Source organism: Citrobacter sp. S55_ASV_140, from assembly GCF_018919505.1.
GTDB classification, from domain to species: domain Bacteria; phylum Pseudomonadota; class Gammaproteobacteria; order Enterobacterales; family Enterobacteriaceae; genus Citrobacter; species Citrobacter werkmanii.
This window is the reverse complement of the sequence record NZ_JAHLQZ010000009.1, coordinates 21,962-44,308: the sequence shown is the minus strand read 5'-3', so window position 1 is coordinate 44,308 and position 22,347 is coordinate 21,962. Positions and strand designations below refer to the sequence as shown.

Genomic DNA, 22,347 nt, shown 5'->3' with positions numbered 1-22,347 from the left:
CGCTTTTCTCCTCTCGGGGATCGCTTAAGTTTACTCCTTTCTCGCCGTTACGATGATTATTTCAGAGTTATGCACCAGGCTTAGTGGGGGCCGACCCCATACATCTGGAGAATAACGATGATAAAACCGACGTTTTTACGCCGGGTAGCCATTGCTGCTCTGCTCTCAGGAAGTTGTTTTAGCGTTGCTGCCGCGCCGGCAGCGCCACCGCCGGTATCCTACGGTGTCGAGGAAGATGTGTTCCATCCCGTGCGTGCGCAGCAGGGAATGGTGGCCTCGGTGGATGCGTTAGCCACCCAGGTCGGGGTGGATATCCTCAAACAGGGGGGCAATGCCGTTGATGCCGCCGTCGCCGTTGGTTACGCGCTGGCGGTGACGCATCCTCAGGCGGGGAACCTGGGCGGCGGTGGTTTTATGCTGCTGCGCACCAAAGACGGTAACACTACGGCGATTGATTTTCGTGAAATGGCGCCTGCTGCCGCGACCCGTGATATGTTCCTCGACGATCAGGGTAACGCCGATGCGAAAAAGTCGCTGACGTCGCATCTGGCATCCGGTACGCCGGGTACCGTGGCGGGTTTCTCGCTGGCGCTGGAGAAATACGGCACGATGCCGCTGAATAAAGTAGTGCGTCCGGCGATGAAGCTGGCGGAAGAGGGTTTTGTGGTTAACGATGCGCTGGCCGACGACTTAAAAACTTACGGCAGCGAAGTGATCCCTAATCATGAGAACAGCAAAGCCATTTTCTGGAAAGACGGCGAGCCGCTGAAGAAGGGCGATAAGCTGGTCCAGAAGGATCTGGCGAAAAGCCTGGAAATGATTGCCGAAAACGGCCCGGATGCGTTTTATAAAGGGGCGATTGCCGACCAGATTGCCGGCGAAATGCAGAAGAACGGCGGTCTGATGACCAAAGAGGATTTAGCCAGCTATAAAGCCGTTGAGCGTACGCCAATCAGTGGTGACTATCGCGGATATCAGGTCTTCTCCATGCCGCCGCCATCCTCGGGCGGTATTCACATCGTGCAAATTCTCAATATTCTTGAAAACTTCGACATGAAGAAGTACGGCTTTGGCAGCGCCGATGCCATGCAAATCATGGCGGAAGCGGAAAAATACGCCTATGCCGACCGTTCAGAGTATCTGGGTGACCCGGACTTTGTGAAAGTGCCGTGGCAGGCGCTGACCAACAAAGCCTATGCGAAAACGCTGGCCGATCAAATTGATATCAACAAGGCCAAACCTTCCAGCCAGATAAAACCGGGCAAGCTCGCCCCGTATGAAAGCAACCAGACCACCCACTTCTCGGTGGTGGATAAAGACGGCAATGCCGTGGCGGTGACCTATACCTTGAATACAACCTTCGGCACCGGGATTGTGGCGGGTAATACCGGTATTCTGCTCAATAATGAAATGGACGATTTCTCTGCCAAGCCGGGCGTGCCGAACGTATACGGACTGGTGGGCGGCGATGCCAACGCGGTCGGGCCGAAGAAGCGTCCGCTGTCGTCGATGTCGCCGACTATCGTGGTAAAAGACGGGAAAACCTGGCTGGTGACCGGCAGCCCTGGCGGGAGTCGAATCATCACTACTGTGCTGCAAATGGTAGTGAACAGCATTGATTTCGGAATGAACGTCGCCGAAGCGACCAACGCGCCGCGCTTCCATCATCAGTGGTTGCCGGATGAGCTTCGCGTCGAGAAGGGCTTCAGCCCGGACACGCTCAAGTTGCTGGAGCAAAAAGGACAGAAAGTGGCGCTGAAAGAGGCGATGGGCAGCACGCAAAGTATTATGGTTGGGCCGGATGGCGCCCTGTATGGCGCGTCCGACCCGCGTTCCGTGGATGATTTAACGGCGGGATACTGATTTTTACTACCAGGCCCGGTGTCAGGCACCGGGCTATTTGCAGATTATGCCGTGAGTAATCGAGCTGGATTATCAACACAGAGCTTACGAAGAGTATTGTTGTCTACTCCACGTGCAGCCAGATAGGCGAGGAAAACATTCGGGACAAATCCCCAACCATTCCCCCCATTTTTTGCCCACATCTGTTTGAGAAAAACATCATGGCTTAAAACGATTTGGTCGGCGTAACCTAACTCAATCAGGTGTGCTACCGCATCAGCTGTCTCCTGAACGCCCGGCGCGACACCTTCTTTTGGGAAGGTAATGTCCAGACCAATCATGTCAAATTCAAGCCATACGCCGCGGTCGAGCATTTTACGTTGATAGACGACATCTTTTCCTGAAGGGTCCGAATGCGCCAGCGAGACTTTTGCCGGAGAGACGTTCATTTCTTCCAGCACAATATCCAGCACCTCATCCCCCAGTCGCAGCCACCCCGGCATATGGATATTCATCGCCGTGTGGGGGTTGTTACATTGTGCCAGAGACGCTGCTCGCAGGCTGTTACGCTCCGCTTGGGTAAAAGCAGGTGATACGCCGATTTCACCGATCATGCCAGCACGAATATCCGTCTCGCCAATACCCTGATTCAGTTCTTTATCAATGAGTGAGGCTAACAGCTCGACAGGTTTATGGATCCGGGTGCTTTCAAATTTCTCCAGATAAGGCCCCGATGACGCAACGATATTCAAACCCGTTTTTAAGGCAACTTCTCGTAGCGCTGAGGCGTCCCGCCCAATGGATTCTGATCCCGTGGCGTCGACAATCGTCCTGCCGCCCAGGGACATAAAGTTATTGATTTCAAAAATAACATCATCAATCTCTTTTCGGTCCATGTTATCGGCGCAGCAGTAGGGGTCGTGTTTCAGCCCCCACTGCAGGTCAGCACTGACTTTCTTTCCCACCAGTTGCTGTGAAAAAGCATAATGTGGCTCGTCAACGACCGATGACAGATCGTTAAACAGATGTTCATGCGGTAGCGTCAGACTCATATCAGTATTCGCCACCGGGCCAGTTACGGTTTGCAGGAAACCTTTCATCCTGACACCTCCATTTTTTGCGCCATTTTGGATGCTCTGTATTCAGGTATGGTGGTAACAATCGCACCGACTAACGCGAACAGCGTACCGATGATGGTGACCAGGTAGACCGTATTGCCTAATGAAGGGATCAATTCATCAATTAGCACAGAGCCAAGCAGTTGGCCCGCTGTTGACGCTACGCCCAGCATCAATAGCCCTAAGCCTCTCACCAGAATCGCCATCAGCCCGATGGACAGCAGACCCAGAGGACCACCGAGATACATCCACCATGTATCGGGTAACTGGACGGTGACATGGCCTAATGCGATACGGATCGCCAGCGCCGCGCCCAGGACACAAAAGCCGACAATGAAGTTCCATGTAATGGACACCAGCATGGAGCCTGTTGCCTCGGCGACCTTAGCATTCCCCGCAGGCTGCCAGCCAGCGAGTAACCCTGCCAAAAAGGGAAGGATAGCGAGCAGGATAAACGAGGTGGAGTGCCACTGTGGCGACACGACAAAAACTGTGGCGATAACTGCGAACAATGCGCCAGTAATGCGCCATGGCGTAAAATATTTCTTCTCATCCACACCGACGCCAAAACGGTCGCACAGCAGGCCGGAAAGGAGCAGGGCGGAAATTAATGCCGTTTGAAAGGTGGCAACGCCCAGCGCGCTGGCGGATGCGCCTTCAGAAAATACGACCATCGCCCCGCATAATCCTGCAAACCAATTCCATAGCGGGATTTTTCTCTTTTTAATCAGAGTGGGTATTGAGGCGAATTGCTGGCGTGTTTCTTTGCGCGCAATAATAATAAAAAACATGACGACCAGACCGCTGGCAAACGAGATTACTGCACAAGCATTACCGTCTTGTAACCAGTGTCCTAACTGTCCATTAACGGCAGACTGCATCGGGGAAAGCATACCGGCTAAGATGGTGGCAAGCATCAGTAAGGGGGTTGAGTACTTATTCTTGTTCATACATCAATCCTTATATTTTATAAAAGGAGTAACTTTCGTTACTCCATTGTTTTTTATTTTCTGGCGATGAATTGAAGCGTGTTGACCCACAGGTCGGTATAAAATGGCCATGACATAAACTGCTGGGTTCCCCAGTGTGGGGAGCAGTCACTCATAAAGCAGGCGGTTTTACCCTGTTGGTATTCACCGAACACTAACAATGGGTCATTATTTATTGTTAAGACAACATCGGCATCGTCTCTGGCGACGACCTGGTTATATCCCAGAAATACCGGATAATCTGAGAATCCGTTAACAACAGGATGTTCAGGTGAGGCAGCCTCAGCATAGATACCCTCTGGCTTTTCTACCCGGTCATCGCCATCAAGCATAATAACTGGCAGAACCTCAGCAAGAACGGTGTTCTTATAATTGGCTTTTGCCTCAATACCCATAAATGACAGATAGCCGCCAATCATGAGTAGTCCACCGCCATTTTTGACGTACTCTTTAATTGATTCCAGGGCATTTGGCTTTATTTTTAGCTGATAAAATGTCTCATTTTGCAACAGGAAGGTATTGCTACCAATGTCGCTAATAACAATAACATCGTAACGGTTTAACTCATCAATGTTCTCTGGAAATGCAATTTGTACCGTGTGGGCAGGCATGTAATCAATTTCAACGCCGCCTTTCCTCAAGCATTCCAGTAACCATGTAGCGCCTTCTTCATATTTACTGGAAGTGAAGCTGTCATAACCTTTTGAATGAATCATGTGAATATGCCAGGATTCTCCAATAAAGAGCACATTTAGTTTTTTCTGCGTATTGTTCATAGTCTGCCCCTTGATTTAGTGAGTAGAGATAGTTTGTTTGTAATGTGAACCCTGAATGCGATGAAGAACGGATTCGTTTTCCGGCATATCAGACGCATTCGGCGTTTCAACCGCAAGCGAGGCAAATGCGCTGGCGTAGCACAATGCGGATGCCAGTGATTTTCCTTTAGCCAGGCCAGAGGCGAGAGCACCATTGAAAGCGTCGCCAGCGCCAGCGGTGTTTTTTACTACTGCCGGAAATGCCGGGGAATAGATGAATTGTGTTCCGTCATAAGCGAGAGAACCTTTGCTACCTAACGTAATAATGGTATTTTTGACGCCTTTCTGATGAATAATTTTGGCTGCGCATTTGGCTGATTCGATATCATTAACCGCCATATTGGCCAGCAGGCCCGCTTCCGTTTCATTCGGCGTAATATAGTCAATGTTATCAATGATGGTGTTAACCATGTCATTGTATGGCGCTGGATTGATAATGACTGGTATGTCATTTTTTTGTGCGAGACGAATTGTTTGCTGCAGTGCTTCGTAATTCGTCTCCAGTTGTACAAGAACAATATCTGAATGAACAATGGCTTCTTTCTGAATGGTGATTTCATCAGGGGAAATTGTCATGTTGGCGCCAGGGTAGATAGCGATGACATTATCTCCGGTATCTCCATTCACCATGATGGTTGCTGTACCTGTTTGTGTTTCTTTGGTCTGGTAGATAACACTTTTATGGATTTTTGATGAGTTTATAAAATTAATGGCGTAATCACTAAAATGGTCTGAACCTACTTTAGTAATAAAATGCACATCAGAATCGGCATAGCTCGCGGCTAATGCCTGATTACATCCCTTACCGCCGGGTGAAAAAATAAATTTATCGGCAAGCAATGATTCTCCCGTTGAGGGTAATCTCGGTAGATAACTGATAATATCAACATTGAACGAGCCAATAACACATACATTATTTTTCATGGCAGAGAGACCTTTTTTTATTTTCTGTGCTGATTCATATTTTTCCAGCACATAAGCAATTTCATTTTTTGCGACGTTATCAAGAGAATCAAGGGTAATAAATGCACCACCATGACAGCGAGTAAGATATCCCTGTCCGGCAAGTTCATTGAGATCTGAACGAATAGTTTCCTTTGTTACCTTGAGACATTTCGCCAGATTTGAAACTTTTACAGCTCCCGAAATACTGAGTTCTTTCAATATTCTATGATGGCGTTCAAATTTCATTTTTTACCTCACCGTGGTTAAGTTAGTCCCAGGGGAAGTATATTGTTGTGATTGTCACCATAAAGTGACGGCAGAAACCAAAAAAAAACAAAAATGTAATATTAATTTTATTAAGGTTACGAAAAATAGAGATGAAGATAAAAAGTGAATAGCCATATAATTCAGAGGGTTGTTGGGCCTGAGCATGACGGCGGTGAGAAGATGGGCAGCAATCAATAACTTTATTTCAGGACAGGGTGGCGCTTCCGTTTCTGGATTTAACGGCGGGAAATTAAGAATAACGGCCTACAGTATTCTGAATGATGTAGGCCAGGTGGAGTGGTTATGGCACATATCCCTGAAGTGATTCAGACCAGTGGAATATTTGGCTGCTTTTATCCTGCAGGTTAACGCGTTCTAAATCATAAAATCCGTGCGTCTTTGCCGAGCGCATTTTGAGAATGTACTTACTTTCGTCGATGTCATGCTGCCTTGTGCCATCTTTATTCCAGTCTCCAGCGATGTCCGTATATTGATAAACAAGGTCAGAAAATATGTTGATTATCCTGTTGTCTTTGATCGCATAGAGTTCCAGTACTTCATAAAATGCGCCACCGCCGGAATACGCATCAGAGTATCCACCCCGCACCCCGAATGCCAGTGTATCGGGTGCTATCCGGTACGGTGCCAGATCCAGTTTTGTATAATAAGCCAGCGGTCTGGCGGACTCATCATCGCTCTCTTTTTCGGCGGCTTTATTCCACCCCGAGAGTTGGTTTAACGGTTTTTCCGAACGAGCAATCGGTGTTAGCCGTTGGTTCTGCCAGGAAAAAACGCCGAGATATAATTTATTAGCGCGTCCGTTGCTGTAGTTTTCCGGGCAGTTGTTATCTGCGTATTTCTTTGCCTGCCCGGCATCGGCCTGATTGTCAGCGAAACAGGCGACGCCAATATATTTGCCGTCTTTGCCCCAGGCTTTGGCACCCGTGAGGATCAGGTTGCCAGGATCTTCATTCGGCGCAACCCAGGCAATCCACTGGTTCTCAGATAATCCCTGTGGAAGCTCGCCAAATCCTTTCGCTGGTGTTGCTCCCGCCATTTGCTCAGCGAAAATTTGTTTACCTTCAGGATGTTGGATTGCACTGGGTACGGAATCGAGATTTTGTACGGTAGTGGCAAAAGCAGGGGAGAGCGAGGCCAGCAAAACCAGGAGAAGGTACTTTTTCACTATTGCGTCCTTTCAATAAGCAAGGCGAAAAATTCGCCCTGAGATTTATTTCACACGCGCCATAAAGTAGGCATCAACATACTCACCGTTGCGCAGGCCGTATCTCTTACCGGTGCCTTCGATTTCAAAGCCGTACTTCTTATAGACCGCCACGGCGGGCTCATTATCAACAAATACCGTTAGCTCAATGCGGTCAACGCGCAGCCAGTTGTCGCACATGTCGATCATGGTGCGGATCAGCGCGCTGGCGACGCCGCGGTTTTGCCAACGAGCGTCAACGCAAATACCGAAATCAGCGACGTGGCTGCGGCGCGGGCGCTGGGCAACTGCAATGGAAAGATGTCCCACGACGATATCATCGATGCAGGCCACCAACTGTTTGATCCCCGGTTGATCGGCGAGTCGCGTTTGCCACATCTCCATGGAAGGATGAGGAACCTGTAGCGTGTTGTGGTACACCTCCGGCTGGGCGTGAATCTGACGAATGGCGTCGTAATCTTTCGGTTCAGCGTGGCGTATCACTATCTCACTCATTCCTTATCTCCTGCAGGGTTAATTGAGCATTTACACTCGCTGAGAAAGAAAATTCCGTCAACTGCATTTTTTTGCAAAAAGAAGTAGACAAGTGCGAATGAGAATGATTATTATTGCTCTGCGTTCAGGGGAACCCCTACGGAGAACCTGAAAGCACGACATTGCTCACATTGCTTCCAGTATTATTTTAGCCAGCTTTTGCTGGCTTTTTTTTTGGGTTTTGTTTCAGCCTGGCTTACTTGCCATTTTGTCCCCGGCAAAGAATCCAACATTCAGTCTCCTCACGCTTTGCGCTATGGTGTAAACAATCACCTTCAAAAGGATCGTCTCATGACCTTACACTGCGCATTTATTGGATTCGGTAAAAGCACCACCCGTTACCATCTCCCTTACGTTCTGAATCGTAAAGATACCTGGCATGTCGCGCATATTTTCCGTCGTCACGCTAAACCGGAAGAGCAGGCGCCGATCTATTCCCACATTCACTTCACCAGCGATCTGGATGAGGTGCTGGGCGATCCACAGGTAAAACTGGTGATCGTCTGTACGCATGCTGATAGCCATTTTGAATATGCCAAACGCGCGCTGGAGGCGGGTAAAAGCGTGCTGGTTGAGAAACCGTTCACGCCGACGCTGGCGGAAGCAAAAGTGTTGTTCGAACTGGCGCGAAGCAAAGGACTGACCGTCACTCCGTATCAGAATCGTCGTTTTGATTCCTGTTTTCTCACGGCTAAAAAAGCGATTGAGAGCGGCAAACTGGGTGAAATAGTGGAAGTTGAAAGCCATTTTGACTACTACCGACCCGTGGCGGAAACCAAACCGGGCCTGCCGCAGGACGGCGCATTCTATGGTTTGGGCGTACACACCATGGATCAGATTATCTCGCTGTTCGGGCGTCCCGACCATGTAGCCTATGACATTCGCAGTCTGCGCAACAAGGCGAACCCGGATGATACCTTTGAAGCGCAGTTGTTCTACGGTGACCTGAAAGCCATTGTGAAAACCAGCCATCTGGTGAAAATCGACTATCCGAAGTTTATTGTTCACGGCACCAAAGGCTCGTTTGTGAAGTACGGTATCGACCAGCAGGAAACCAGCCTGAAGGCCAATATTATGCCCGGCGAACCCGGTTTCGCCGCTGACGATTCTGTTGGTGTGCTGGAGTATGTCAATGATGATGGCGTTACGGTGAAAGAAGAGGTGAAACCGGAAGTGGGGGACTACGGTCGCGTCTATGATGCGCTGTACCACACGCTGACCGTCGGTACGCCTAATTACGTCAAGGAATCTGAAGTTCTTACCAACCTGGAAATCCTCGAACGGGCCTTCGAACAGGCGTCTCCCGCGACGATAACCCTCGCCAAATAGCTCTTACCGACTCCTCTGAGGTTGTTCATATTTTTTGAACAGAGGAGTCAATTTTCACCCTCTATGATCCCAGACGGATTGGGTCCACACTTACTCCATCGAAAACATCTGGGGGTGAACATAATGATCTATTTACGCAAAGCGAACGACCGTGGTCATGCGAATCATGGCTGGCTCGATTCCTGGCATACCTTTTCTTTTGCTAACTACTATGACCCGAACTTTATGGGGTTTTCGGCACTGCGCGTGATTAACGATGACGTGATCGACGCAGGTCAGGGCTTTGGCACTCACCCCCATAAAGACATGGAAATCCTGACCTACGTACTGGAAGGCGTGGTGGAGCATCAGGACAGCATGGGCAACAAAGAGCAGGTTCCGGCCGGTGAATTCCAGATTATGAGCGCCGGGACGGGGATCCGACACTCGGAGTACAACCCGAGCAATACTGAGAAACTACACCTGTATCAAATCTGGATCATGCCGCAGGAAAACGGGATTACGCCACGCTATGAACAGCGCCGTTTCGATGCGGTGCAGGGCAAACAGCTGGTGCTGTCGCCGGATGCCCGCGATGGTTCGCTGAAAGTGTACCAGGATATGGAGTTGTACCGCTGGGCGCTGCTCAAAGATGAGCAGTCGGTGCATCAGATTGCCGCCGAGCGCCGCGTCTGGATCCAGGTGGTAAAAGGCAATGTCACCATTAACGGAACCAAAGCCACCACCAGCGATGGTCTGGCAATCTGGGATGAGCAGGCAATTTCGATTCATGCCGATAGCGACAGCGAAGTGTTACTGTTTGACCTGCCACCGGTATAACGTGCTGTAACCTGATGTAGGCCGGATAAGACGCGAAAGCGTTGCCATCCGGCTTTTCATCGTTTGTCATTAATTCCGTGCGTCCGTGGTAAACTGGGGAAATCTATCCCTTTTTAACGCTTCAGGACGATGAAAAAGAAAAGACCCGTACTTCAGGATGTAGCCGACCGCGTGGGCGTCACCAAAATGACGGTCAGTCGCTTTTTGCGTAACCCGGAGCAGGTCTCCGTGGCGCTGCGGGGCAAAATTGCCGCTGCACTTGATGAGCTGGGTTATATTCCCAATCGCGCACCTGATATCCTGTCTAACGCCACCAGTCGCGCTATCGGCGTGCTGTTACCGTCTCTCACCAACCAGGTTTTTGCGGAAGTGTTACGCGGCATTGAGGCCGTCACCGACGCGCATGGTTATCAAACCATGCTGGCGCACTACGGCTATAAGCCCGAAATGGAGCAAGAGCGTCTGGAGTCGATGCTGTCGTGGAATATCGATGGTCTGATCCTCACTGAACGTAGCCATACACCCCGTACGCTGAAAATGATCGAAGTCGCGGGTATCCCGGTCGTCGAGTTGATGGACAGTCAGTCCCCGTGTCTGGATATCGCCGTCGGTTTTGATAACTTCGAGGCCGCACGTCAGATGACCGCCGCTATCATCGCCCGCGGGCACCGTCATGTTGCTTATCTTGGCGCGCGTCTTGATGAACGTACTATCATCAAACAGAGGGGCTACGAACAGGCTATGCGCGATGCCAATCTGGTGCCGTACAGCGTGATGGTGGAGCAGTCTTCATCTTACTCATCCGGTATTGAACTTATCCGTCAGGCGCGGCGTGAATATCCGCAACTGGATGGTGTGTTCTGTACCAACGATGACCTGGCGGTAGGGGCGGCATTTGAATGTCAGCGTTTAGGGCTGAGAATCCCTGACGATATGGCGATTGCCGGTTTCCACGGCCATGATATCGGTCAGGTAATGGAGCCGCGTCTGGCGAGTGTGCTCACGCCGCGTGAACGAATGGGCAGCATTGGCGCAGAACGCCTGCTGGCGCGCATCCGAGGTGAAGCAGTCACACCTAAAATGTTAGATTTAGGTTTCACCTTGTCACCGGGTGGATCTATTTAAGCCAACAACTTTGAAGTAGCTCACACTTATACACTTCGGGCACGAATGGATATTGCTTCTCTATTTATCCGGCTGGACAATGTTACCGATAACAGTTACCCGTAACAATTTCCTGATTCTTGTACCAGTGGGGGCAACGCTTTGAGCACGACTAATCATGATCACCACGTTTACGTTCTGATGGGCGTATCAGGCAGCGGTAAATCTGCTGTCGCAAGTGAAGTGGCGCATCAACTGCAGGCCGCGTTTCTTGATGGCGATTTTCTCCATCCGCGCAGCAACATCATGAAAATGGCTTCCGGTGAGCCACTCAACGATGACGACCGTAAACCGTGGTTACAGGCGCTGAATGACGCCGCCTTTGCGATGCAGCGTACCAATAAGGTGTCGCTGATCGTCTGTTCCGCGCTAAAAAAAGTCTATCGCGATCAGCTGCGCGACGGTAACCCGAACCTCTCATTCATTTACCTGAAGGGCGATTTTGACGTAATCGAAAGCCGCCTGAAGGCGCGTAAAGGGCACTTCTTCAAAACGCAAATGCTGGTAACCCAGTTCGAAGCGCTGGAAGAACCGGATGCGAATGAAAAAGATGTTCTGGTGGTTGATATCGATCAGCCGCTGGACGGTGTGGTAGCTAGCACCATTGAAGTGATTAACCAGGGCAGTAAGTAGTGACTACATTAACGCTTGTTTTAACAGCAGTAGGGTCTGTTTTATTACTGCTGTTTTTGGTGATGAAGGCGCGTATGCATGCCTTTGTTGCTTTGATGGTGGTGTCTATTGGTGCAGGTCTCTTTTCCGGTATGCCGCTTGATAAAATCGCGGCGACCATGGAAAAAGGGATGGGAGGCACGCTCGGCTTTCTGGCGATTGTGGTGGCGCTGGGGGCGATGTTTGGCAAGATTTTGCACGAGACCGGCGCGGTCGATCAGATTGCCGTCAAGATGCTGAAATCTTTCGGTCACAGCCGCGCGCATTATGCGATTGGTCTGGCCGGCCTGATTTGCGCGCTACCGCTGTTCTTTGAAGTGGCGATTGTGCTGCTGATAAGCGTGGCGTTCTCAATGGCGCGTCACACCGGAACGAACCTGGTGAAGCTGGTTATTCCGCTGTTTGCGGGGGTGGCGGCCGCTGCGGCGTTCCTGCTGCCGGGACCTGCGCCGATGCTGCTCGCATCCCAAATGCACGCTGACTTTGGCTGGATGATCCTGATTGGCCTGTGCGCAGCCATTCCGGGCATGATTATTGCCGGGCCGTTGTGGGGCAATTTCATCAGCCGTTACGTTGAACTGCATGTGCCAGAAGACATTACCGAGCCGCATCTTGGCGAAGGCAAAATGCCCTCCTTTGGCTTCAGTCTGGCGCTGATCCTGCTGCCGTTAGTACTGGTTGGCCTGAAAACCATCGCCGCGCGCTTTGTGCCGGTCGGTTCTTCAACCTACGAATGGTTCGAGTTTATCGGTCACCCGTTTACCGCGATTCTGGTTGCCTGTCTGGTGGCGATTTACGGCCTGGCAGTGCGCCAGGGCATGGCAAAAGATCGGGTGATGGAGATTTGTGGTCACGCGCTGCAACCGGCGGGGATTATTCTGCTGGTGATTGGTGCGGGCGGCGTGTTCAAGCAGGTGCTGGTTGATTCCGGCGTTGGCCCGGCCCTGGGTGAAGCGTTAACCGGTATGGGGCTGCCCATTGCCATTACCTGCTTCGTGCTGGCGGCGGCAGTACGTATCATTCAGGGGTCCGCGACCGTGGCCTGCTTAACGGCGGTCGGTCTGGTCATGCCGGTGATTGAGCAACTGAACTACTCCGGCGCGCAGATGGCGGCGCTGTCTATCTGTATCGCAGGCGGCTCAATCGTCGTCAGCCACGTTAACGACGCCGGTTTCTGGCTGTTCGGGAAATTCACCGGCGCGACCGAAGCGCAAACGCTGAAGACCTGGACGATGATGGAAACCATCCTCGGTACGGTCGGCGCGATTGTCGGTATGATTGCTTTCCAGCTGCTGAGCTGAGTCTTGTTGCCCGGTGGCGCTGCGCTTACCGGGCCTGGAAACGGGCACAGAACCACATCGTAGGCCGGGTAGCCTGGAGGAATAAGGCGAGGGAACCGCGACGCGGTGATTTTCCTGCCGGAGAGCCGGGATTGTTAAGGGGGCTGCGTAGCCCCCTTAACACGTTCACTGGTGACGAGATCTCAGAGAAGCAATGAACATAACGTGAACGGAACTGTTCTCCGGGTAACATGCTATTTGATCCAAATAAAGAGAAATTACCCCTTCATCCACATCCGTACGCCATCGAGGAACATCTGGGTTGCCATCATCACCAGAATCAATCCCATCAGACGTTCCAGCGCGTTCACTCCTTTCTCGCCCAACAGACGTAAAAACAGCGACGACTGCAGCAGAATCACAAATGTCCCGCCCCAGGCGATCAGTAGCGCTATCACCAGATGTCCCATCTGATTTGGGTACTGATGTGATAACAGCATCAACGAGGCCAGGATTGTCGGCCCGGCCACCAGAGGGATTGCCAGCGGTACGATAAACGGCTCTTCGCCTGCCGGAAGGCCGGTGCTGTTCCCGGTGGCGCTGGGGAAAATCATCTTAATGGCGATCAGGAACAAAATGATGCCCCCGGAGATCGAGACGGTTTCTGCACGCAGGTTAAGAAATGCCAGAATTTTCTCGCCCGCAAACAGGAATATCAGCATCACCAACAGCGCAATGAACAGCTCGCGAATCATAATCGCGCGGCGGCGTTTTGGTTCGGTATGTTTCAATACGGACATGAAAATGGGCAGATTTCCGAGCGGATCCATAATCAGGATCAATAAAACTGCCGCTGAAATGATTTCATTCATAACTCAAATTCCCTGATAATTACCGCGGACTTTCTGCTTGCTTGCGCAGCGGGATAAGTCGCATTACTGATGGCTTCGCTATCATTGATTAATTTCACTTGCGACTTTGGCTGCATTTTGTATGGTGAAGGATATGCCACCAGGACACTGGCATACATACACAGCACACATCTTCGCAGGAAAAAAACGCTATGAAAAATGTTGGTTTTATCGGCTGGCGCGGTATGGTCGGCTCTGTTCTCATGCAACGCATGGTTGAGGAGCGTGACTTCGACGCCATTCGCCCTGTTTTCTTTTCTACTTCCCAGCTCGGGCAGGCGGCACCGACGTTCGGTGGAACCGCGACCGGCACGCTTCAGGACGCTTTTGATCTGGACGCGCTGAAGGCGCTCGATATCATCGTGACCTGTCAGGGCGGCGATTATACCAACGAAATCTATCCAAAGCTTCGTGAAAGCGGCTGGCAGGGTTACTGGATTGACGCGGCCTCCTCGCTGCGCATGAAAGACGATGCCATCATCATTCTCGATCCGGTTAACCAGGATGTGATTACCGACGGTCTGAACAAAGGTATTAAGACTTTTGTCGGCGGTAACTGTACCGTTAGCCTGATGCTGATGTCCCTCGGCGGCCTGTTTGCCAATGACCTGGTCGACTGGGTTTCCGTGGCGACCTATCAGGCGGCTTCCGGCGGCGGCGCGCGCCACATGCGTGAACTGCTGTCCCAGATGGGCCATCTGTATGGCCATGTGGCCGATGAACTGGCGACCCCTTCCTCTGCTATTCTCGACATCGAACGTAAGGTGACGACCCTGTCCCGCAGCGGCGAACTGCCGGTTGATAACTTTGGCGTACCGCTGGCCGGGAGCCTGATTCCGTGGATCGACAAACAGCTCGATAACGGTCAGAGCCGTGAAGAGTGGAAGGGACAGGCGGAAACCAACAAAATTCTCAACACCTCTGCCGTGATCCCGGTTGATGGCCTGTGCGTGCGCGTCGGCGCGCTGCGCTGCCACAGTCAGGCGTTCACCATTAAACTGAAAAAAGATGTGTCTATTCCGACCGTGGAAGAACTGCTGGCGGCGCACAATCCGTGGGCCAAAGTGGTGCCAAACGATCGGGAGATCACCATGCGTGAGTTAACCCCGGCGGCCGTTACCGGTACGCTGACCACGCCAGTAGGCCGTCTGCGTAAGCTGAATATGGGACCGGAGTTCCTGTCAGCCTTTACCGTGGGCGATCAGTTGCTGTGGGGTGCTGCGGAGCCATTGCGCCGTATGCTGCGCCAGTTGGCGTAATAATTTGTTAACGATCAAGGGGTGAGGAATCACCCCTTTTTTTGCGTAATACAGGAGTAAGCGCAGATGTTTCATTTTTTACCAGGAGTAAGATAAAGCATTGGCTATTCTTTAAGGGTGACTTAGTACCGGAGGTATTAAGTTGTTGCCTGAAGGTGGGACGACGCAGAGAGGATGCACAATTGTGCTGCGCCGTTCAGGTCAAAAAAAGTGTCACTACCTGATGTCGAAAATCAGTTGGAAGGCGTGACACCATAAAACAGGATGACAACCATGTCCGTTCGTATCGATAGAGACGTGATTAATGCGCTAATTGCAGGCCATTTTGCGGATCCTTTTTCCGTACTCGGTATGCATCAAACTGACGCGGGACTTGAAGTCCGCGCCTTACTTCCAGACGCCACAGAAGTGTGGGTGATCGAACCCAAAACCGGACGTAAAGTCGGCAAGCTGGACTGCCTCGACTCTCGCGGTTTTTTCTGTGCAGTACTTCCCCGCCGTAAAAATTTCTTTCGTTATCAGTTAGCCGTTGTCTGGCATGGCCAGCAGAATCTTATTGATGACCCTTATCGTTTTGGTCCGCTAATCCAGGATATGGATGCCTGGCTGTTATCTGAAGGTACGCACCTGCGGCCTTACGAAACGCTGGGCGCGCATGCGGATACCATGGATGGCGTAACCGGTACGCGTTTCTCAGTCTGGGCGCCCAACGCCCAACGTGTTTCGGTGGTCGGGCAGTTCAACTACTGGGATGGCCGTCGCCACCCGATGCGTCTGCGCAAAGAGAGCGGTATCTGGGAGCTGTTTATCCCCGGCGCACAGCATGGTCAGTTGTATAAATACGAGATGATCGATGCTAACGGTAAGTTGCGCATTAAAGCTGACCCTTACGCCTTCGAAGCGCAGATGCGCCCGGAGACCGCGTCGCTTATCTGCGGCCTGCCCGAAAAAGTGGTGCAAAGCGAGGAGCGCAAAAAAGCCAACCAGTTTGATGCGCCGATCTCTATCTACGAGGTGCACCTGGGTTCATGGCGTCGTCATACTGATAACAACTTCTGGCTGAGCTACCGCGAACTGGCGGATCAACTGATTCCTTACGCCAAGTGGATGGGCTTTACCCATCTCGAGCTATTGCCGATTAACGAGCATCCGTTCGACGGCAGTTGGGGCTACCAGCCTACCGGTATGTATGCGCCGACCCGTCGTTTCGGGACGCGTGATGATTTCCGCTATTTTGTGAATGCCGCGCATCAGGCGGGGCTGAACGTCATTCTGGACTGGGTTCCGGGCCATTTCCCGTCAGATGATTTTGGTCTGGCAGAGTTTGATGGCACCAGGTTGTATGAGCACAGTGACCCGCGTGAAGGGTATCACCAGGACTGGAATACGCTGATCTACAACTACGGCCGCCGTGAGGTCAGCAACTATCTGGTGGGTAACGCCCTGTACTGGATTGAACGTTTTGGGATTGACGCGCTGCGCGTGGATGCCGTGGCATCGATGATTTATCGCGACTACAGCCGCAAAGAAGGGGAATGGGTCCCGAATGAATTTGGTGGTCGTGAGAACCTCGAAGCGATTGAATTTTTACGCAATACCAATCGTATTCTTGGCGAGCAGGTGCCCGGCGCCGTAAGCATGGCGGAAGAGTCAACCGACTTTGCCGGCGTATCAAGACCGCAGGACATGGGCGGTTTAGGGTTCTGGTATAAGTGGAACCTCGGCTGGATGCACGACACGCTGGACTACATGAAACTGGATCCGGTTTATCGTCAGTATCATCACGACAAGCTGACCTTCGGCATGCTGTACAACTACACCGAAAACTTTGTTCTGCCGCTGTCGCACGATGAAGTGGTGCACGGTAAAAAATCCATTCTCGACCGCATGCCGGGAGACGCATGGCAGAAGTTTGCCAACCTGCGCGCTTACTACGGCTGGATGTGGGCCTTCCCGGGTAAGAAACTGCTGTTTATGGGCAACGAGTTTGCTCAGGGACGTGAATGGAATCACGACGTCAGTCTGGACTGGCACTTACTGGAAGGCGGCGATAACTGGCACCACGGGGTGCAACGTCTGGTGCGTGACCTGAACCATACTTATCGCCATCACAAGGCACTGCACGAGCTCGACTTTGACGGCTATGGCTTTGAATGGCTGGTGGTTGACGATAAAGAACGTTCGGTGCTGATTTTTGTTCGTCGTGACAAGGCCGGCAACGAAATTATCGTTATCAGCAATTTTACGCCAGTACCTCGCCACGGCTATCGCTTCGGTATCAATCAGCCGGGCAAATGGCGTGAAATCCTCAATACCGATTCGATGCATTACCACGGTAGCAATACCGGTAACGGCGGCGCGGTGCATAGCGATGAAATCGCCAGTCATGGCCGCCAGCACTCACTGAGCCTGACGTTGCCGCCGTTGGCGACGATCTGGCTGGTTCGGGAGGGGGAATGACGCATCTGGCAACCGGCAACGCCACCCCGCATGGTGCAACGTATGACGGCCATGGCGTCAATTTCACGCTTTTCTCGGCCCACGCCGAACGCGTTGAATTATGCGTTTTCGATGAGCAAGGCTGTGAACTCCGCTATGACCTGCCGGGGCGTAGCGGCGATATTTGGCACGGTTATCTGGCCAACGCCCGTCCGGGCCTGCGCTATGGCTATCGCGTACATGGTCCGTGGCAACCAGAGCAAGGCCACCGGTTTAACCCGGCGAAACTGTTGCTCGATCCTTATGCGCGCCGGGTGGATGGCGCGTTAAAAGATAACCCGCTGCTGCACGGCGGGCTAAATGAACCTGATCATCATGATAATGCCGCCATCGCGCTGAAGAGTGTGGTGGTGTCCGACCATTATGACTGGGAAGACGATGCCCCGCCGCGCACGCCGTGGGGCAATACCGTGATTTACGAAGCGCATGTCAAAGGACTGACGTATCTGCACCCTGAGCTGCCGGAAGAGCTTCGCGGAACCTATAAAGCGCTGGGTCATCCGGTGATGATCGACTATTTCAAACGCCTGGGCATTACTGCGCTTGAGCTGCTACCGGTGGCGCATTTCGCCAGCGAACCGCGTCTGCAGCGGCTGGGCTTGTCGAACTACTGGGGCTACAACCCGGTCGCTATGTTCGCGTTGCATCCGGCTTACGCCTGCTCGCCGGAGAGCGCGTTGGATGAGTTCCGTGATGCGGTGAAAGCGCTGCACAAAGCGGGGATTGAGGTCATTCTCGACATCGTTTTGAACCACAGCGCCGAGCTGGATCTCGAAGGGCCCGTCTTCTCGCTGCGCGGAATTGATAACCGTAGCTATTATTGGATCAGGGATGATGGCGATTACTACAACTGGACCGGTTGTGGGAACACCCTCAATCTGAGCCATCCCGGCGTTGTCGAGTATGCGTGTGAATGCCTGCGTTACTGGGTTGAAACTTGCCACGTGGATGGTTTTCGTTTTGATTTAGCGTCGGTTATGGGACGTACGCCTACGTTTCGTCAGGATGCGCCGTTGTTCACTGCAATCCAAAACTGTCCGCTGCTCTCACGCATCAAACTGATTGCGGAACCGTGGGATATCGGTGAAGGCGGGTATCAGGTGGGGAACTTTCCACCGCCGTTTGCCGAGTGGAATGACCATTTTCGCGATGCGGCGCGACGTTTCTGGCTCCAGCGTAATCTCTCTTTAGGAGAATTCGCCGGGCGTTTTGCCGCATCCAGCGACGTGTTTAAACGCAATGGCCGCAAACCCAGCGCCACGGTCAATCTGGTGACCGCGCACGACGGTTTTACCCTACGTGACTGTGTGTGCTTCACAAATAAGCACAATGAAGCGAATGGTGAGGAAAATCGCGACGGCACTAGCAATAACTACAGTGATAATCATGGTAAAGAAGGGTTAGGCGGCTCGCTGGACCTGATTGAACGGCGGCGCGACAGCATTCATGCGCTGTTGAGTACGCTGTTGCTCTCTCAAGGGACGCCGATGCTGCTGGCCGGCGACGAGCATGGCCATAGCCAGCACGGCAACAATAACGCTTACTGTCAGGATAACGCCTTAACCTGGCTGGACTGGCAGCAGGCAAACGGTGGACTAACCACCTTTACCGCCGCGTTGATTCATCTTCGCCAGCAAATCCCCGCATTAACGGGCGATTGCTGGTGGGAAGAGGGCGATGGCAATGTTCATTGGCTGAATAAGTACGCACAACCCTTAAGTGCGGATGAGTGGCAAAACGGCCCGAGGCAGATGCAAATCCTGCTTTCTGACCGTTTCCTGATTGCAATAAACGCCACGCTTGAGGTGACAGATATCGTTTTACCTGAAGGGGAATGGCGAGCTATTCCCCCATTTGCCGGAGAGGACAATCCGGTGCTTACGGCTGTCTGGCAGGGACCTGCGCACGGATTGTGTGTGTTCCATAGAGGATAAAAAAGGAGTTAGTCATGGTGAGTTTAGAGAAGAACGATCGTGTTATGTTGGCGCGCCAGCTGCCATTAAAATCTGTTGCCCTGATCCTGGCCGGTGGCCGCGGTACCCGCCTGAAAGATTTGACCAATAAACGTGCCAAGCCGGCCGTGCACTTTGGCGGTAAATTCCGCATTATCGATTTTGCTTTATCCAACTGTATTAACTCCGGCATCCGCCGTATCGGCGTGATCACGCAATACCAGTCGCACACGCTGGTACAGCATATTCAGCGCGGCTGGTCGTTCTTTAGCGAAGAGATGAACGAGTTTGTCGATCTGCTGCCTGCGCAGCAGAGAATGCAGGGTGAAAACTGGTATCGCGGCACGGCGGATGCGGTAACCCAAAACCTGGACATCATTCGCCGCTACAAAGCGGAATATGTAGTGATCCTCGCAGGCGATCATATTTATAAGCAGGACTACTCGCGTATGCTGATCGACCATGTCGAGAAGGGCGCGCGTTGCACCGTGGCCTGTATGCCGGTGCCTATCGAAGAGGCCAGCGCGTTTGGTGTGATGGACGTGGACGACAGCGACAAAATTATCGAGTTCGTTGAAAAACCTGCCAACCCGCCAGCCATGCCGGGTGACCCGACCAAATCTCTTGCCAGCATGGGGATCTACGTTTTTAACGCCGATTACCTGTATGAGTTACTGGCGGAAGATGACCTCGATGAAAACTCCAGTCACGATTTCGGTAAAGACATCATCCCAAAAATCACCGAAGCTGGCATGGCGTATGCACATCCCTTCCCGTTGTCCTGCGTACAGTCTGACCCGGAATCCGAGCCGTACTGGCGCGATGTGGGAACGCTGGAAGCTTACTGGAAGGCCAACCTCGATCTGGCCTCGGTGACGCCTGAACTGGATATGTACGACCAGGACTGGCCAATCCGTACGCATATGGAATCTCTGCCGCCGGCGAAATTTGTGCAGGACCGTTCCGGTAGCCACGGAATGACGCTGAACTCGCTGGTCTCCGGCGGCTGTATTATTTCTGGTTCGGTGGTGGTGCAGTCCGTTCTGTTCCCGCGAGTGCGGGTGAATTCATTCTGTAACATTGATTCGGCAGTGTTGTTGCCTGAAGTATGGGTAGGACGTTCATGCCGGTTACGTCGTTGCATCATTGACCGTGCCTGCGTTATCCCTGAAGGCATGGTGATTGGTGAAAATGCGGAAGAGGATGCTCGTCGCTTCTACCGCTCAGAAGAAGGCATTGTGCTGGTCACGCGTGAAATGCTGCGCAAACTGCAAATCAAACAGGAGCGATAATGCAGGTTTTACACGTATGTTCAGAGATGTTCCCCCTGCTTAAAACCGGGGGACTGGCGGATGTTCTTGGGGCGTTACCGGCCGCGCAAATTGCGGACGGTGTAGATGCCCGCGTGCTGCTCCCGGCGTTTCCGGATATCCGTCGCGGCATTCCTGATGCTCAGGTGGTGACGCGTCGCGATACCTTTGCAGGCAGAATTACGCTGCTGTTCGGGCATTACAACGGCGTCGGCATTTACCTCGTGGACGCGCCGCATCTCTATGACCGTCCGGGTAGTCCGTATCACGACACCAACCTGTTCGCTTATACCGATAACGTCCTGCGTTTTGCGTTGCTCGGCTGGGCCGGATGTGAAATGGCCTGCGGGCTTGACCCATTCTGGCGCCCGGATGTGGTGCATGCGCACGACTGGCATGCCGGTCTGGCCCCGGCGTATCTGGCGGCGCGCGGCCATCCGGCGAAATCGGTGTTCACCGTCCACAACCTGGCGTATCAAGGCATGTTTTATGCAAAGCATATGGATGACATCCAATTGCCATGGTCGTTCTTTAATGTGCACGGGCTGGAGTTTAACGGGCAGATTTCGTTCCTGAAGGCCGGGTTGTACTACGCCGACCACATCACGGCGGTGAGTCCGACCTACGCGCGGGAGATTACCGAACCGCAGTTTGCCTACGGCATGGAAGGTCTGTTGCAACAGCGTCATCGGGAAGGGCGACTTTCCGGCGTGCTGAACGGCGTTGATGAAAAAATCTGGAGCCCGGAAACCGATCTGCTACTGGCCTCGCGCTATACACGCGACACGCTGGATGAGAAGGCGGAGAACAAACGTCAGCTACAAATTGCGATGGGACTTAAGGTTAACGATAAAGTGCCGCTGTTTGCTGTCGTGAGCCGTCTGACCAGTCAGAAAGGGCTGGATCTGGTGTTGGAGGCTCTGCCGGGTCTGTTAGAGCAGGGGGGGCAACTGGCGCTGCTTGGCGCGGGCGATCCAGTATTACAGGAAGGCTTCCTGGCCGCTGCGGCGGAACATCCGGGACAGGTAGGGGTGCAAATTGGTTATCACGAAGCCTTCTCGCACCGCATCATGGGTGGGGCCGACGTCATTCTGGTACCCAGCCGTTTTGAACCGTGCGGCTTAACGCAGTTGTATGGGCTGAAGTATGGCACGCTGCCGCTGGTGCGGCGTACCGGTGGGCTGGCGGATACGGTCTCTGACAGTTCGCTGGAAAACCTGGCGGACGGTATCGCCAGTGGGTTTGTCTTTGAGGACAGTAATGCCTGGTCGCTGCTACGCGCGATCCGGCGTGCTTTCGTATTGTGGTCCCGGCCTTCGCTTTGGCGGTTTGTACAACGCCAGGCCATGACCATGGATTTTAGCTGGCAAGTCGCGGCGAAGTCTTACCGCGAGCTTTACTACCGCTTGAAATAGAT

At 52.5% G+C, this 22,347-nt stretch carries 18 protein-coding genes; 11 read left to right on the top strand and 7 right to left on the bottom strand.

Features of this window, described 5'->3' with window-relative positions:
• Positions 1–117 precede the first annotated feature (117 nt).
• Complete coding sequence (ggt, locus tag KQJ18_RS03190; protein WP_190971850.1) at positions 118–1,863, top strand: gamma-glutamyltransferase; 1,746 nt, start codon at positions 118–120, stop codon at positions 1,861–1,863.
• Positions 1,864–1,907: 44 nt separating this feature from the next.
• Here the strand turns inward: ggt and KQJ18_RS03185 are convergent, their stop codons facing one another.
• From KQJ18_RS03185 to yhhY, 6 genes are all read right to left on the bottom strand, one after another.
• Positions 1,908–2,942, bottom strand: a complete 1,035-nt coding sequence (locus KQJ18_RS03185) for a phosphotriesterase-related protein (protein ID WP_216421405.1) — start codon at positions 2,940–2,942, stop codon at positions 1,908–1,910.
• On the bottom strand, positions 2,939–3,910 hold the full coding sequence (locus KQJ18_RS03180; RefSeq protein WP_069323783.1) for a DMT family transporter: 972 nt from the start codon (positions 3,908–3,910) through the stop codon (positions 2,939–2,941). The genes KQJ18_RS03185 and KQJ18_RS03180 overlap by 4 nt, the downstream gene beginning before the upstream one ends.
• A 53-nt stretch (positions 3,911–3,963) precedes the next feature.
• Entirely contained in the window at positions 3,964–4,725 is a 762-nt protein-coding gene (locus KQJ18_RS03175; RefSeq protein ID WP_085049026.1) for a glutamine amidotransferase, read from the bottom strand.
• Positions 4,726–4,740: 15 nt separating this feature from the next.
• The gene (locus KQJ18_RS03170; RefSeq protein ID WP_069323785.1) at positions 4,741–5,955 is read right to left on the bottom strand and encodes a PfkB family carbohydrate kinase; all 1,215 of its coding nucleotides are present in this window, start codon (positions 5,953–5,955) and stop codon (positions 4,741–4,743) included.
• Between the two features lie 322 nt (positions 5,956–6,277).
• The gene (locus tag KQJ18_RS03165) at positions 6,278–7,162 is read right to left on the bottom strand and encodes a hypothetical protein (RefSeq protein WP_087856277.1); all 885 of its coding nucleotides are present in this window, start codon (positions 7,160–7,162) and stop codon (positions 6,278–6,280) included.
• A gap of 45 nt (positions 7,163–7,207) precedes the next feature.
• On the bottom strand, positions 7,208–7,696 hold the full coding sequence (yhhY, locus tag KQJ18_RS03160) for an N-acetyltransferase (RefSeq protein ID WP_069323786.1): 489 nt from the start codon (positions 7,694–7,696) through the stop codon (positions 7,208–7,210).
• Between the two features lie 330 nt (positions 7,697–8,026).
• Between yhhY and KQJ18_RS03155 the strand changes: the two genes are divergently transcribed.
• From KQJ18_RS03155 to gntU, 5 genes are all read left to right on the top strand, one after another.
• A complete protein-coding gene (locus KQJ18_RS03155) occupies positions 8,027–9,064 on the top strand; it encodes an oxidoreductase (protein ID WP_150345519.1) in 1,038 nt (345 codons plus the stop codon).
• A gap of 123 nt (positions 9,065–9,187) precedes the next feature.
• Positions 9,188–9,883 (top strand): quercetin 2,3-dioxygenase, encoded by a 696-nt coding sequence (gene yhhW, locus KQJ18_RS03150; protein ID WP_085049023.1) that lies wholly within the window; start codon positions 9,188–9,190, stop codon positions 9,881–9,883.
• A 129-nt stretch (positions 9,884–10,012) separates the two neighbouring features.
• A complete protein-coding gene (gntR, locus tag KQJ18_RS03145) occupies positions 10,013–11,008 on the top strand; it encodes a gluconate operon transcriptional repressor GntR (RefSeq protein ID WP_038634949.1) in 996 nt (331 codons plus the stop codon).
• A gap of 141 nt (positions 11,009–11,149) precedes the next feature.
• The gene (gntK, locus tag KQJ18_RS03140) at positions 11,150–11,680 is read left to right on the top strand and encodes a gluconokinase (protein WP_038634945.1); all 531 of its coding nucleotides are present in this window, start codon (positions 11,150–11,152) and stop codon (positions 11,678–11,680) included.
• Positions 11,680–13,020, top strand: a complete 1,341-nt coding sequence (gene gntU, locus KQJ18_RS03135) for a gluconate transporter (RefSeq protein WP_032940610.1) — start codon at positions 11,680–11,682, stop codon at positions 13,018–13,020. Before gntK ends, gntU begins: the two co-directional genes overlap by 1 nt.
• Positions 13,021–13,277: 257 nt before the next feature.
• On the opposite strand, the gene yhgN is transcribed toward gntU, so the two are convergent.
• Positions 13,278–13,871: an NAAT family transporter YhgN gene (gene yhgN, locus KQJ18_RS03130; RefSeq protein WP_003023480.1), complete on the bottom strand. Its 594-nt coding sequence runs from the start codon at positions 13,869–13,871 to the stop codon at positions 13,278–13,280.
• 191 nt (positions 13,872–14,062) lie between these two features.
• Here yhgN and asd point away from each other — a divergent pair, with 191 nt between their 5' ends.
• From asd to glgA, 5 genes are all read left to right on the top strand, one after another.
• Positions 14,063–15,169 (top strand): aspartate-semialdehyde dehydrogenase, encoded by a 1,107-nt coding sequence (gene asd / locus KQJ18_RS03125; protein ID WP_069323790.1) that lies wholly within the window; start codon positions 14,063–14,065, stop codon positions 15,167–15,169.
• A 273-nt stretch (positions 15,170–15,442) separates the two neighbouring features.
• A complete protein-coding gene (gene glgB / locus KQJ18_RS03120; RefSeq protein WP_150345518.1) occupies positions 15,443–17,629 on the top strand; it encodes a 1,4-alpha-glucan branching enzyme in 2,187 nt (728 codons plus the stop codon).
• The gene (glgX, locus tag KQJ18_RS03115) at positions 17,626–19,602 is read left to right on the top strand and encodes a glycogen debranching protein GlgX (RefSeq protein ID WP_150345517.1); all 1,977 of its coding nucleotides are present in this window, start codon (positions 17,626–17,628) and stop codon (positions 19,600–19,602) included. Before glgB ends, glgX begins: the two co-directional genes overlap by 4 nt.
• 14 nt (positions 19,603–19,616) lie before the next feature.
• The gene (gene glgC / locus KQJ18_RS03110) at positions 19,617–20,912 is read left to right on the top strand and encodes a glucose-1-phosphate adenylyltransferase (RefSeq protein ID WP_006687433.1); all 1,296 of its coding nucleotides are present in this window, start codon (positions 19,617–19,619) and stop codon (positions 20,910–20,912) included.
• A complete protein-coding gene (gene glgA, locus KQJ18_RS03105; protein WP_038634926.1) occupies positions 20,912–22,345 on the top strand; it encodes a glycogen synthase GlgA in 1,434 nt (477 codons plus the stop codon). The genes glgC and glgA overlap by 1 nt, the downstream gene beginning before the upstream one ends.
• Positions 22,346–22,347: the final 2 nt, after the last annotated feature.